Origin of the sequence: Pantoea sp. Cr_R13 (genome assembly GCF_029222565.1) — a bacterium.
GTDB classification, from domain to species: Bacteria; Pseudomonadota; Gammaproteobacteria; order Enterobacterales; family Enterobacteriaceae; genus Pantoea; species Pantoea eucalypti.
Window position 1 is genome coordinate 429,655 of record NZ_JARHXL010000003.1, and the last position, 12,676, is coordinate 442,330.

At 51.1% G+C, this 12,676-nt stretch carries 12 protein-coding genes; 4 read left to right on the forward strand and 8 right to left on the reverse strand.

Annotated elements, in window-relative coordinates:
• Positions 1–195 precede the first annotated feature (195 nt).
• On the reverse strand, positions 196–1,338 hold the full coding sequence (mdoC, locus tag P2R09_RS03145; RefSeq protein WP_275767032.1) for a glucans biosynthesis protein MdoC: 1,143 nt from the start codon (positions 1,336–1,338) through the stop codon (positions 196–198).
• 268 nt (positions 1,339–1,606) lie between these two features.
• On the opposite strand from mdoC, the gene P2R09_RS03150 reads away from it, so the two are divergent.
• The 3 genes from P2R09_RS03150 (at position 1,607) to P2R09_RS03160 (ending at position 6,055) form a co-directional block, all read left to right on the forward strand.
• Positions 1,607–3,142, forward strand: a complete 1,536-nt coding sequence (locus P2R09_RS03150; protein WP_275767282.1) for a glucan biosynthesis protein G — start codon at positions 1,607–1,609, stop codon at positions 3,140–3,142.
• Positions 3,135–5,687 (forward strand): glucans biosynthesis glucosyltransferase MdoH, encoded by a 2,553-nt coding sequence (gene mdoH / locus P2R09_RS03155; protein ID WP_275767034.1) that lies wholly within the window; start codon positions 3,135–3,137, stop codon positions 5,685–5,687. Before P2R09_RS03150 ends, mdoH begins: the two co-directional genes overlap by 8 nt.
• Positions 5,688–5,815: 128 nt before the next feature.
• Positions 5,816–6,055 carry a YceK/YidQ family lipoprotein gene (locus tag P2R09_RS03160; protein WP_033743162.1) on the forward strand — a complete coding sequence of 80 codons (240 nt, stop codon included), beginning with the start codon at positions 5,816–5,818 and terminating at the stop codon, positions 6,053–6,055.
• On the opposite strand, the gene P2R09_RS03165 is transcribed toward P2R09_RS03160, so the two are convergent.
• The 3 genes from P2R09_RS03165 to P2R09_RS03175 form a co-directional block, all read right to left on the reverse strand.
• A complete protein-coding gene (locus P2R09_RS03165) occupies positions 6,046–6,447 on the reverse strand; it encodes a MysB family protein (RefSeq protein WP_003849925.1) in 402 nt (133 codons plus the stop codon). The genes P2R09_RS03160 and P2R09_RS03165 overlap by 10 nt on opposite strands.
• Positions 6,448–6,578: 131 nt before the next feature.
• On the reverse strand, positions 6,579–6,845 hold the full coding sequence (locus P2R09_RS03170; protein WP_008925916.1) for a hypothetical protein: 267 nt from the start codon (positions 6,843–6,845) through the stop codon (positions 6,579–6,581).
• A 538-nt stretch (positions 6,846–7,383) separates the two neighbouring features.
• Positions 7,384–8,307: a Kdo(2)-lipid IV(A) acyltransferase gene (locus P2R09_RS03175; RefSeq protein WP_275767038.1), complete on the reverse strand. Its 924-nt coding sequence runs from the start codon at positions 8,305–8,307 to the stop codon at positions 7,384–7,386.
• Positions 8,308–8,560: 253 nt separating this feature from the next.
• Here P2R09_RS03175 and P2R09_RS03180 point away from each other — a divergent pair, with 253 nt between their 5' ends.
• Positions 8,561–9,610: a rhodanese-related sulfurtransferase gene (locus P2R09_RS03180; protein WP_275767040.1), complete on the forward strand. Its 1,050-nt coding sequence runs from the start codon at positions 8,561–8,563 to the stop codon at positions 9,608–9,610.
• Between the two features lie 39 nt (positions 9,611–9,649).
• On the opposite strand, the gene P2R09_RS03185 is transcribed toward P2R09_RS03180, so the two are convergent.
• The 4 genes from P2R09_RS03185 to bssS form a co-directional block, all read right to left on the reverse strand.
• The gene (locus P2R09_RS03185) at positions 9,650–10,225 is read right to left on the reverse strand and encodes a YceI family protein (protein ID WP_078804271.1); all 576 of its coding nucleotides are present in this window, start codon (positions 10,223–10,225) and stop codon (positions 9,650–9,652) included.
• Position 10,226: 1 nt separating this feature from the next.
• Complete coding sequence (locus P2R09_RS03190) at positions 10,227–10,802, reverse strand: cytochrome b (RefSeq protein ID WP_275767043.1); 576 nt, start codon at positions 10,800–10,802, stop codon at positions 10,227–10,229.
• A 294-nt stretch (positions 10,803–11,096) separates the two neighbouring features.
• Complete coding sequence (gene solA, locus P2R09_RS03195; protein ID WP_008925919.1) at positions 11,097–12,209, reverse strand: N-methyl-L-tryptophan oxidase; 1,113 nt, start codon at positions 12,207–12,209, stop codon at positions 11,097–11,099.
• Positions 12,210–12,303: 94 nt separating this feature from the next.
• Positions 12,304–12,558, reverse strand: a complete 255-nt coding sequence (gene bssS, locus P2R09_RS03200) for a biofilm formation regulator BssS (RefSeq protein WP_003849911.1) — start codon at positions 12,556–12,558, stop codon at positions 12,304–12,306.
• Positions 12,559–12,676: the final 118 nt, after the last annotated feature.

A 12,676-nucleotide genomic window follows, 5' to 3' on the forward strand; every position in this document is an offset into this window, starting at 1 on the left:
CAACGCAAAGCGTTGGCCCGGTTACAGGCGCACCTCAGAGATGAGGTGCGTATTCGCCCGCGCTGAGCCTGCCATGGGTGGCATCTTTTGCGCTTTTGCGAAGGGCACAGGCTCCCTGAGCCTGCTCGCTGTACTCAAGGCGATGAGGGTGTAGTCCCATCGCTTTGAGTTGTCGACTCTATTCAGGCAATACCGTCAATGCTCTTGTCCGGATTGTTTGCGCTCAAACTTCCCCGAGAACAGGAAGCGCAGCAGCGGGATGCGCAGGTGAATCTCATACAGCAGAAACGCGATGCCAAACACCATCAGCAGGCCCACAAAGAAGCCCAGCGTGTTGTTTTCAATCCGTGGTGTGACATAAATACCATATAAGAGCGTCAGTGGATGGTGCACCAGATAGATAAACAGCGACGCATTCACCAGATACATGATGCGTGGCGAATGCGAATTCAGCAGCTTGTGACCAAAGCAGAAGCAGACGTTCAGCATGCAGAGGCCCATCAGCGTGGTGATAATCGCGTCCAGCTCATATAACCAGCCATCGCCGCTGCTCAGACGCTGATTTGTGCAGTAGGCAACAAACATCACCACTGCGCCGACCCACATCACCGGATTGAACCGCACAAACAACTGTTTCAGTGGCGGATGTTTCCATGCCAGCGCCCCCAGCATAAAGAACGGCAGATAGAAAAGCGTTTGCATAACCACAATGCTGAATAAGCCATCCATCAGCCAGGCTGGCTGGAACATAAACACCAGACGGCGGAACACACACCACACCAGCGCCCATGTCAGCACACCAGCGGTAAGCGCTCCCCAGCCCACCCGCGTATAATCAAGGGTGCGATGCTGATCGCGCAACCAGCGGAACGTGACCATGCCGAGCGTGGTCAGCATCACCAGCACCACCAGGAACCACAGGTGTGAAATCAGCTCCCACATCAGGTTATTGAATTTCTGGTACGGCGTGAATCGCGGCCAGTCAGCCAGCTTATCTGTCCAGGCCTTCAGCATGAAAAATTGCGGCAGCGTGAGCAGCGGAACGGCCGTGAGTAGAGGGATTCCCACACGCTCAAGACGTACTTTCAGGAAGCGACGTGGCTGATAGCGCAGATACAACATGTAGGAGAAGTATCCCGAAATGACAAAAAACACCTGCATACGAAATGCATGAATAAAGTCATTCAGCAGCGTCAGCCATAACGAGGCTTCATGACTGTTGACGGCCCATTTTTGCGCGGAATAAATGAGGGAAACATGAAACGGTACCCCCAGTAACATCAGGTACGCGCGTATGGAATCGAGAAAGTATTCACGTTCAGGTTTTACAGTACTCATAAAGTTCCAGTTCGTTAGTACGTATGGCCGGTTTCACCCTGAAACCGGATTATGTTCTGTGAAAAGTCTACCTGGGATAAACCAGGTATACTATCAGTGGAATCCGTAGTGTCTAATTGTCCTAAAAGTAGCGTTAACCCAGACGAAATGCGGGAACAATGTTGCGCATAAGCTGTCGGAAAACCGAATAATCCTTTAAGATAAACGGGTTTGATTTAAGCACACGAAAGGGGGGGATGTGCCGACTAAAGAAAAAAATAAAGCCGGACTGATGAAGGTACGCTGGATTGGTACTGCAGTTCTGCTGGCGTTGTACGCCAATAACAGTTGGGCGTTTAACATCGATGATGTAGCCAAACAAGCCAAAGCGTTGGCAGGGAAAAGCTTTGAAGCGCCTAAAAGCAATTTACCCTCTCAATTTCGTGAAATGAAATTTGCTGATTATCAGCAGATCCAGTTTAACCACGATAAAGCGTATTGGGGCAAACTGCGCACGCCATTCAAGCTGGAGTTCTATCATCAGGGCATGTATTTCGATACCCCGGTGCAGATCAACGAAGTGACGGGCAGCGCGGTACGCGAGATTAAATACAACCCCGACTATTTTAATTTCGGTAACGTAAAACATGACGCAGAAGCGGTAAAAAACCTCGGATTTGCCGGTTTCAAAGTGCTTTACCCACTCAACAACAAGGGTAAAAACGATGAGATCGCCAGCTTCCTGGGTGCAAGCTATTTCCGTGTGATTGGTGCTGGCCAGGTTTATGGCCTGTCGGCGCGTGGCCTTGCCATTGATACGGCTTTGCCATCCGGTGAAGAGTTCCCGCGTTTCAAAGAATTCTGGATTCAGCGTCCTAAACCGCAGGACAAGCAGCTGGTGATCTACGCACTGCTTGATTCGCCGCGTGCGGCGGGCGCGTATCGCTTTGTGCTGCATCCGGGTGAAGCGTCAACGGTTGATGTGCAGTCTAAAGTTTACCTGCGTGATAACGTCGGCAAACTCGGGATCGCACCACTGACCAGTATGTTCCTGTTTGGTCAGAACCAGCCGTCGGCGGTGAACAACTTCCGTCCGGCACTGCACGATTCTGATGGACTCTCTATCCATAATGGCAACGGGGAGTGGATTTGGCGTCCGCTGAATAACCCGCGTCATCTGGCGGTGAGCACGTTCACCATCGAGAATCCGAAAGGTTTTGGTCTGCTGCAACGTGGGCGTGACTTTGACAACTACCAGGATCTGGATGACCGCTATGACCTGCGTCCAAGCGGCTGGGTTGAGCCAATCGGCGACTGGGGTAAAGGCCGGGTTGAACTGGTTGAAATCCCGACTGCAGATGAAACCAACGACAACATCGTTGCTTTCTGGACGCCAGAGACGCTGCCAGAGCCTGGTAAAGAGATGAACTTCAAATATCGTCTGCACTTCTCGCGCGACGAAAACCAGCTGCACTCCGATGATACCGCCTGGGTCAAAAATACCCTGCGTTCAGCGGGTGACGTGAAGCAGTCTAATCTGGTGCGTCAGCCGGATGGCACCGTGGCTTTCACCATCGACTTCGTGGGTAAAGACATGAGTAAGATGGCGGAAAACAGTCAGGTGGCACCTCAGGTCAGCGTCGGTAAAAATGCTGATGTGGTTGAGCAGAGCGTACGTTATAACCCGGTCACCAAAGGCTGGCGTCTGGTGTTGCGTCTGCGTGTGAAAGATGCCAAGCAGTCCACGGAAATGCGTGCGGCCCTGGTAAGCGGCGACAAGACATTGACGGAAACCTGGAGCTATCAGTTACCTGCCAATGAATAAATCGACTTTTACACCTCAACGTTATGTGGAATCTCTGCCGCTGGATGCGGCAGGGAAGGCTCGCCTGAGCGTCTCATTGCAGAATGCCGGTGAGTTCCACTTCATCCATGATGCGCTGGGAAGGGATGCCGCAGCCAGTGATCGTCCGGATGATGCGCCGTTAAAATCGGTCTCATCGCGGGTTGAAATGGCCTGGCCTGATTCATTGGCCGACGGTCAGCAGTTGGGCAAAGATTATCTCGACCGCACCACGCTGAAAGCGATGCCGAAGGTCAAGCGCTCACTGATGTTTCCGGAAGCGTGGCGTACCAACCCGGTCGCCCGTGCCTGGGACTCACTGCGTGGACACAAATCGGTTCCGCGTTATGCCAATGCGGAAGAGCGTCGCGCCGAAGAGAAGTGGCGTCATGTCGGTTCAATTCGTCGCTACATCCTGCTGATCCTGACCATTTTTCAGACAGTGGTCGCCACCTGGTACATGAAGAGTATTCTGCCTTATCAGGGCTGGACGCTTCTGGATCCGATGGAGATGATCAATCAGAACTGGCAGCAGTCAGTGATGCAGATTCTGCCTTACTTATTGCAGACCGGTATCCTGTTCCTGTTTGCCATACTCTTCTGCTGGGTCTCTGCTGGCTTCTGGACAGCACTGATGGGCTTCCTGCAGCTGCTGATTGGACGTGACAAATACAGTATCTCTTATTCAACAGTCGGAGATGAGCCGCTAAATCCGGAACATCGTACTGCGCTGATTATGCCGATCTGTAATGAAGACGTTGAGCGTGTTTATGCCGGTCTGCGTGCGACATGGGAATCTGTGGTTCGCACCGGTAACGCTGAACACTTTGACGTTTACATCCTCAGCGACAGTTACGATGCGGATATCGCCATTGCCGAGCAGAAAGCCTGGATGGAACTGGTGCGGGATGTCGGCGGCGCAGGCAAGATTTTCTATCGCCGTCGTCGTCGTCGTGTGAAGCGTAAAAGCGGCAACATCGATGATTTCTGCCGTCGCTGGGGCAGCAACTATAGCTACATGGTCGTGCTGGATGCGGATAGCGTCATGAGCGGTGAGTGTCTCACCGGTCTGGTGCGCATGATGGATGCTAACCCGAATGCCGGGATCATCCAGTCGTCGCCGAAAGCATCGGGTATGGATACGCTGTATGCGCGCTGTCAGCAATTTGCCACCCGTGTATACGGTCCGCTGTTTACGGCCGGTCTTCACTTCTGGCAACTGGGCGAGTCTCACTACTGGGGTCACAACGCCATTATTCGCGTAAAACCCTTTATTGAGCACTGTGCACTGGCTCCGTTACCAGGTGAGGGCTCCTTTGCCGGTTCGATCATGTCCCATGACTTTGTGGAAGCTGCGCTGATGCGTCGTGCTGGCTGGGGCGTCTGGATTGCCTATGACCTGCCGGGATCCTATGAAGAGCTGCCACCGAACCTGCTGGATGAGCTGAAGCGTGACCGCCGCTGGTGTCACGGTAACCTGATGAACTTCCGCCTGTTCCTGGTTAAAGGTATGCACCCGGTCCACCGTGCGGTGTTCCTGACCGGTGTGATGTCCTATCTGTCTGCTCCTCTGTGGTTTATGTTCCTTGCGCTTTCAACTGCCTTGCAGGTGGTGCATACGCTGATGGAACCGACCTACTTCCTGCAACCGCGACAGCTGTTCCCGGTCTGGCCGCAGTGGCGTCCGGAGCTGGCGATAGCGCTCTTCTCGACCACCATGGTGCTGTTGTTCCTGCCGAAGATGCTGAGTGTGGTGCTGATCTGGTTCAAAGGGTCAAAAGCCTACGGAGGTCCCCTGCGCCTGCTGGCTTCACTGGTGCTGGAAACGCTGTTCTCAGTGCTGCTGGCGCCGGTACGTATGCTGTTCCATACGGTGTTTGTTGTCAGCGCCTTCCTCGGCTGGGAAGTGGTGTGGAACTCTCCGCAACGTGATGACGATGCGACGCCGTGGAGCGAGGCATTTAAACGTCACGGTTCGCAGATGGCATTGGGTCTGGTGTGGGCAACGGGTATGGGACTGCTGGATCTTAACTTCCTGTGGTGGCTGGCCCCGATTGTCTTCTCGCTGATTCTGTCGCCGTTTGTTTCTGTGATGTCGAGCCGCTCAACACTGGGTCTTAAGAGCAAGAAAGCCAAATTGTTCCTGATCCCGGAAGAGTACTCGCCGCCGCAGGAACTGGTGGATACCGATCGTTATGTGCTGTTAAACCGCGAACGTGCGCTGGAAAATGGCTTTATGCATGCCCTGTTCCATCCTGCGTTTAACGCACTCGCAACGGCACTGGCGACATCGCGCCACAAGCAGAGTCAGCTGCTGGACTATGCACGTGACCGTCGTGTGGATCAGGCACTGAGCGATGCACCGGATAAACTGGGCCGCGAGCAGCGACTGCAGTTAATCAGCGATCCGGTGGTACTGGCCCGTGTTCATACCCGACTGTGGGAAAATGCGGATAAGTATCATCAGTGGGTAGAGAGTTATCAGAAACTTAACCTCAACCCTAACGCGCTGGCAAAAAACGCGTAATCTGAAAAGCGGCAGCGATGCCGCTTTTTTATGGGATTAAAACAGCGATACGCTGATAAATTGTTTGCTGGCAGTCACCGTGAACAGCGCGTGACGTTCTCAATGGCAGTTCATAGCGGGTATCAGTGGTGAAAGCATTTTTAAAGGCAGGCGTTGTTGTAGCTGCGGTGCTTTGCTTAAGCGGATGCGGCAGTATCATCAGTCGCACCCTGCCGGGGCAGGGACACGGCAATCAATATTATCCCGGCGTTCAGTGGGATGTACGCGACAGCGGCTGGCGAGTCTTAACGATCCTCGATTTGCCACTGTCGCTGGTGGTTGACACCCTGTTATTACCGGTGGATGCCAGTCACGGTCCTTACGAATAACTGCGATCGGAGTCGCTGTTATCATCTTCCCACTCTTGCGCGGCGGCTTCACCCTCTTCGGTGTCCAGCGGCGGCTCAAGCTGGAATTCGCCGTCATCCCACTCGTGCAGGGTATTTTCTGCTAACCACTCCTGACGCAGTTCAACTTCGTCAAAGTCAGCATCAAAGATGGCCTGTGCGGCGTCACCGCTGCGGAAGGGCAGGCATTCGCCCGCTTCACCTTCATCGGTCAGGAACTCAGCCTGCCACATAATATCGCCATCCTGCATGACATACTTTTGCAGGCCAAACTGACTGATCGATGCTTCTTCTTCATCCACCTCAGGATTATTAGCGAGGTACTCTTCACGTGCAGCATCAATCGCTTCCTCTAACGTACTGTACATGCTCATAGATCTTCTCCTTACCGGGTTCATTAACTGCAGATTCATTTGATTTCAGTGAAGGATAGACGAAATTCAGGGGAGGGAAAGGGCGGGTCAGTGCAACTGGCGGGAAATAAACCATTTCCCGCCAGTCAGGGTCAGATCATCTTTTGTGGAAAGTGCAGAACGGGTTGAACAGAGTCATGAATCACCGGTGCTGAGTAGCGGATACAGCATTTTATACAGGGCTTAACTTTCTTAAAATTAATTCTGGCGATAGAAAGCGCCTGGCTCAGGTTATATAAAGTGCCAATGAAGATGACTTCATCTTTATCTGGCATTCGCTTACATCCCTTACGATGAAGGAAATGATAATTTTCCTGATCGGTACCAATTGTGACGTAATAGTAGAGACCTTTGTTCATATAATATGTCCCGATAGAGGTTTGCTGTGTTGTCTTTTTATAATTTTTGTCAGAGCGGTTAAAGATCTGACTGTCACGAAAGAAACTACCGATTAGCTTTAACTTCTTCAAATGCCATAACGGTCTATCAGGCTGTTAAAAAAATGTAAAAAGGAATATAGGTCAAATTAACGAGGCAAAAGCTTGTAATATAAGTTAATTTTAATCGATCCATTAGCCAGAATACATCGTTAAGCCTGGCTAAATAGGATTAGGCCTGGTTTGAAAGTTAATTAGCACCAAATAATATTAAATACTGCACGCTGAAAATTAATGACTGAAAAGAAAGTCAGACAGAACGGCGCCTGTTGGTAAGGTTTTTGATTGGCAACTTTAAGTTTTAAATAGATAAATAAATTATTATGAGTCTGCGGCTTGATTAATTAACGGTCCTGAGAATTCGATGAAATGCTGATTCCGCCACGAGCGACTGATTTATTCAGCAGAGCATAGAGTAAGAAAAGCGCTAAATGCCAGACAGACATTTAGCGCGAAAGGATTAATAACGGGAGGGTTCGCCTTCGGGGCGGGTTTTAAAGCGACGATGAAGCCACATATACTGTTCCGGTGCCAGCAACACGCCTTCTTCAACCACTTTGTTCATTCTGGCAGCGGTGACAACATCGCTCTCCAGTGTAAATTCGTCGCTGATGTCAGGCAGTATCATCAGTTCATAACCACGACCACCAGGCAGACGACGCGGCACAAAGGGAATAACCGCCGGTTTACCGGTACGAATCAGCAAGTGGGTGCCCACCGTGGTTGCCGCTTTTTCCACAGCAAAGAAGGGCGCAAAAACGCTGCTGCGCGGGCCATAATCATGGTCGGGTGCGTACCAGATAATGTCGCCGTTTTTCAGCGCGCGAATCATTCCTTTAAGATCTTTGCGGTCAATCATACTTTTATTTGAACGCATCCGGCCTTTAACCTGCAGCCAGTCGATCAATTTGTTGTCATTAGGGCGATAGACACCAATGCCTGGATTATGGATACCAAACATGCGCGCCCCAATTTCCAGTGTCAGAAAGTGCATGCCAATAAGCAGGACACCACGCTGACTATCCCGCGCCTGCTGAATATGCTCCAGACCTGAAGGCTTATGCCATTTATTGATGCGCCAGTCAGGCCAGAACCATGCCATCCCGGTCTCGATCAGTCCCATGCCAACCGATTCGAAATTGTGTTTTACCATCGCTTCACGTTCATTGATCGGCATTTCCGGAAAACATAATTCCAGATTACGTCGGGCGACACTGACGCGGTGCTTCATAAAACGCATCCCGATACGACCAATATTGCAGCCGAGAACATAAAGCAGGGGATAGGGAAGTAGCACCAAAAGATAAAGAAAAGCGACACCCACCCAGGACAACCAATAGCGCGGGTGAAGCAGTTCTCGTGAAAACTGAGGCAACTGGGTCATATGAAGGTTAATTTTCCTGCGTCGCGCACCGTGCGGTGCTGATATCTCATTAATTTCTGCCATTGTGCCAGTTTTTATCGGGCGTATAAATATCACTGACGGAACAGGCTACTGCAGGCGGATGTAAACTCTCCAGATATTGGCGGAAAAAACAGCAATAGATGATCAGTTCTGACACTGGCCTTTGCATCCTGCTGAAATCAGGTATCATGTGCCCGCTAAAATTCTCCTATTGATAACAGGAAAGAACACCATGCCAGTGTTACATAACCTCGTTTCCAATAAAGAGCTGAAGGCGCGCATGCTGGCTGAAACTGAGCCGCGCACCACTGTCTCTTTTTACAAATATTTCCAGATTGCCGATCCAAAAGCATTCCGTGATGCGCTCTACCTTGGCCTGACAGCACTCAAGGTGTTTGGCCGCGTCTATGTCGCGCACGAAGGTATTAATGCGCAAATCAGCGTGCCCGCCAGTCAGTATGAAAAGATGAAAGCGTGGCTCTATAGCTTTGATCCGGCGCTGAATAATCTGCGTATGAATATTGCACTGGATGATGATGGAAAATCGTTCTGGGTGCTGCGTCTGAAAGTGCGCGATCGCATTGTCGCGGACGGAATTGAAGACAGCAGTTTCGATGCCAGCAATGTGGGTCAGTATCTTAAAGCGGCAGAAGTTAACGCGATGCTGGACGATCCTGACGCGCTGTTCGTGGATATGCGTAACCACTACGAATATGAAGTGGGCCGCTTTGATAATGCGCTGGAAGTGCCTGCTGACACCTTCCGCGATCAATTGCCGATGGCGGTTGATATGCTGCAGGATCAGAAAGACAAAAAGATCGTAATGTACTGCACCGGCGGGATCCGCTGTGAAAAGGCCAGTGCCTGGATGCGGCACAACGGCTTTGAGGATGTCTATCATATCGAAGGCGGGATCATCGAATATGCCCGCCGCGCGCGTGAGCAGGGATTACCGGTACGCTTCAAAGGCAAAAACTTTGTCTTTGATGAGCGGATGGGTGAACGTATTTCTGACGACGTGCTGTCGAACTGTCATCAGTGCGGCGAACCCTGTGATACCCACGTCAATTGCGTCAATGACGGCTGTCATCTGCTGTTTATTCAGTGCAAAAGCTGCGCAGAGAAGTTTGAGAACTGCTGCAGCCCGATCTGTCAGGAAGAGGCAAAACTCTCTCCGGAAGAGCAGCGCGCTCGCCGGGCGGGGCGTGAGAATGGCAATAAGATCTTTAACAAGTCACGTGGCCTGTTAAATATGACTATTCCTTCGCCAGTGAAGAAATAAACGTGGCCGCCTGAAGTCAGCTTCAGGCGGCGTGTTGTTTTACTGACGTACACCTTCAACTGAGATCATCAGCTGCACCTTCTGCGAAGCGGGCCCCAGATCTTTAGTGATGTTGAAATCTTTCAGTGCAATTTCCCCTTCGGCCTCAAAGCCAGCGCGGTAACCGCCCCACGGATCTTTACCTTCACCCAGCATTTTTGCCTCCAGCGTCACCGGTTTCGTCACGCCATTCAGCGTCAGATTGCCGGTAATCTTCAGCTCATCACCCTCTTTTTTTACCTCTGTGGATGTAAACGTGGCCTGCGGGTTTTTACTGGTGTTCAGGAAGTCAGCGCTGCGCAGGTGCTTGTCACGTTCAGCGTGATTGGTATCGACGCTGCTGGTGTTAATCGTGACATCGACTTTGTCTGCTGCAGGGTTCTTCTCATCAAAAGTGAAGCTGCCATCGAAATCTTTAAAGGTGCCGTAGAGCCAGCTGTAACCCAGATGCTGAATACGGAACTGAATAAACGCGTGCTGGCCCTCTTTATCGATTTTGTAGTCTGCAGCATTGGCGGTCATCGAACTGAGCAGCAGGCTGGCACCGGTCATCGCCAGCAGAGTCTTCTTGAACATATTATTTATCCTTTTCAGAGGGAGAAGGGATGCGTAAACCTGACATCCGTTTTAGGGTGATATCACGATCGATAAAATGATGTTTTACCGCAGCCAGACCATGCAGTATTGAGAGGATCACAACCGTCCAGGCCAGCCAGAGGTGAATGTCGCCCGCCAGGTCAGCCTGCGCGCCTGCACCGCTGAATAGCGCAGGCAGGGTAAACCAGCTAAATACAGATATCGGTTTGCCATCGGCGGTAGAGATCAGATAGCCACTGATTAAAATGGCCAGCAGCAGGGTGTACAGCAAAAGGTGCGCAACCATTGAACTGATACGCACCAGCGGGGAATAACTGTTCAGCGGTTTTGGCGGCGGCGAAATAACACGCCACACCAGACGAACAATCAACGCCAGCAGCAGCATCACGCCAATGCTTTTATGAATTTCCGGCGCGTCGTGATACCAGCTATCGTAGTAGCCCAGACCGACCATCCATAACCCCAGCGCAAACATGGCATAAATCGCCAGCGCCATACACCAGTGCAGCAGCACGGCAATCAGTCCAAACTGATGAGATGAATTACGTAATAACATGATGTCGTTTCAAAAAAGAAATAATATGAAATAAGAATCCACACTTTGAAATATAAAAGCAATTGCCCTTACGTTTCTATAAATTTTAATTTTTAATATGAAATGGCTGAATAAGAAGGGATGAAAATGCGCAATATTTCTGAATGAGTTATTTGTGGCAAAGGGCTCGTCAACGAATAAGGCAGTAAATTAACTTAAAGGGCGAAATAAACAGCGTCGCTATGTCAGCAAAATTCGATTTACGTCATTTAATGTCAATGGGTGGCCCCCGCTGGATGCCACCCATTTTCAGCGTCAGAAGCGTGAAAGCCGGAAAGGGGTCAGATCAAATGAGAACGGTTTTTTCTGAGCAAATTCTGCAGCCAGTTCGCCTAATACACTGGCAAATTTAAACCCGTGTCCGCTGAGTCCGGTAATCAATAAACGGTCAGGTTCACCTGGCAGCGTATCAATAATAAAGTCCTCATCCGGGCTGAAATCGTAGCTGCAGGCTTCACCATGCAGACAGACACCCACGCCGGGTAAAAACTGACGCAGGAAACCAAAGGCTTCACTGCCATCGGCCGCGACCGCACCAAAAGGTTTACGATCCTCTGGCTGCTGCATCGGCTGTCCGCCATCATGACGCCCCACCTTCAACGCGTTATTATCCGCCGGGAAGCCATAGAACTGGCTGCCATTCGTCATTTCTACTGTAAAGCCGGGAAACTTATTGTTTTCGCTGTAGCGACCATCAGCCTGATACCAGGCAAACACTTTGCGGGTGGGGGCCACTGGCAGGTCAGGAACTAATTTACCCACCCATGTGCCGGCACTGACCAGCATTTTGCGACCCCGATAGATGCCGTCCAGGGTGGTGACCTGCTGCAGATCGCCATCACGTCCCAGCTCTGTGACCGGACAGTTAAACAGCTGCGCACAACCCGCCTGCTCCGCCAGCTGAATCCAGCTGCGAACCGCCTGTTCGCACTTCAGATAGCCGGAGTCCGGCTCAAAGACGCCCAGATAACCCTCAGGCACGTTAATTTGCGGCCAGCGCTTTCGCACGTCATCGGGCTGCATTACCTCAATGTTGAGTTGCCAGCGAGCGGCGCTGTCGATGACGTTCTGAATAAAAGGTGACTGAATTGGCGCAAGGTTAAGTACGCCGCTGCGATGCATAATGCGCTCACCGGCGCGCTGTTCCAGTTCATCCCACAGCGTCTGCGCTCGCAGGACCAGGGGAACGTAACGTTCGCCTTCGCCATAAGCGTGACGGATCAATCGACTTTCGCCGTGATGCGTGCCCTGATTGTGGGGAGGATGTGCACTGTCGATCATCAGCACCGATAAACCCGCCTGGGTAGCATAGTAGCCTGCGGCCGCGCCCACTGAGCCGCTGCCGACGACGATAAGATCATAAATCATGATAACTGTGCTCTAAGAGTAAGATAATCAAAAGAATACCAGAAACAGAAACGAAAAAGGCACCCCTGAGGGCGCCTCTTTGATGCGGCAGAGATTAATGCTTATTGAGGAGTCGTTCTATCTGCTCGGCTGATTCTATCTTGGCGATGCCCGCTTCGAGTATCGAGATAAACTGCCTTGCCACATCCGTTGTCAGCCAGTAAGTAGGGCCAACATCCGCTTCTTCTTCTTTTTGATCCTGCGACGACAGCGAGTGCAGGCGGATCATCATGGCGTCATAGCTATCAACGGTACTGATATCCCAGCCCACCAGCGGATGAGTCTGAATAACGTCTTTTCTTCTGTCCATTATAACCTCCTTATTACTCGTTAAACGAAGTGCATGGTGAGGTTCAATGCGGCTTTTTTATTCCAATAGCGAAACTATTATAACAGTAAACCAGGGAATCATGACTTTAAAAAGGCCG

Coding starts and splice junctions, on each gene's coding strand:
- mdoC (WP_275767032.1), bottom strand. CDS start 1,338: ATGAGTACTGTAAAACCTGAACGTGAATACTTTCTCGATTCCATACGC.
- mdoH (WP_275767034.1), top strand. CDS start 3,135: ATGAATAAATCGACTTTTACACCTCAACGTTATGTGGAATCTCTGCCG.
- P2R09_RS03165 (WP_003849925.1), bottom strand. CDS start 6,447: ATGAGCATGTACAGTACGTTAGAGGAAGCGATTGATGCTGCACGTGAA.
- P2R09_RS03170 (WP_008925916.1), bottom strand. CDS start 6,845: ATGAACAAAGGTCTCTACTATTACGTCACAATTGGTACCGATCAGGAA.
- P2R09_RS03175 (WP_275767038.1), bottom strand. CDS start 8,307: ATGACCCAGTTGCCTCAGTTTTCACGAGAACTGCTTCACCCGCGCTAT.
- P2R09_RS03180 (WP_275767040.1), top strand. CDS start 8,561: ATGCCAGTGTTACATAACCTCGTTTCCAATAAAGAGCTGAAGGCGCGC.
- P2R09_RS03185 (WP_078804271.1), bottom strand. CDS start 10,225: ATGTTCAAGAAGACTCTGCTGGCGATGACCGGTGCCAGCCTGCTGCTC.
- P2R09_RS03190 (WP_275767043.1), bottom strand. CDS start 10,802: ATGTTATTACGTAATTCATCTCATCAGTTTGGACTGATTGCCGTGCTG.
- solA (WP_008925919.1), bottom strand. CDS start 12,209: ATGATTTATGATCTTATCGTCGTCGGCAGCGGCTCAGTGGGCGCGGCC.
- bssS (WP_003849911.1), bottom strand. CDS start 12,558: ATGGACAGAAGAAAAGACGTTATTCAGACTCATCCGCTGGTGGGCTGG.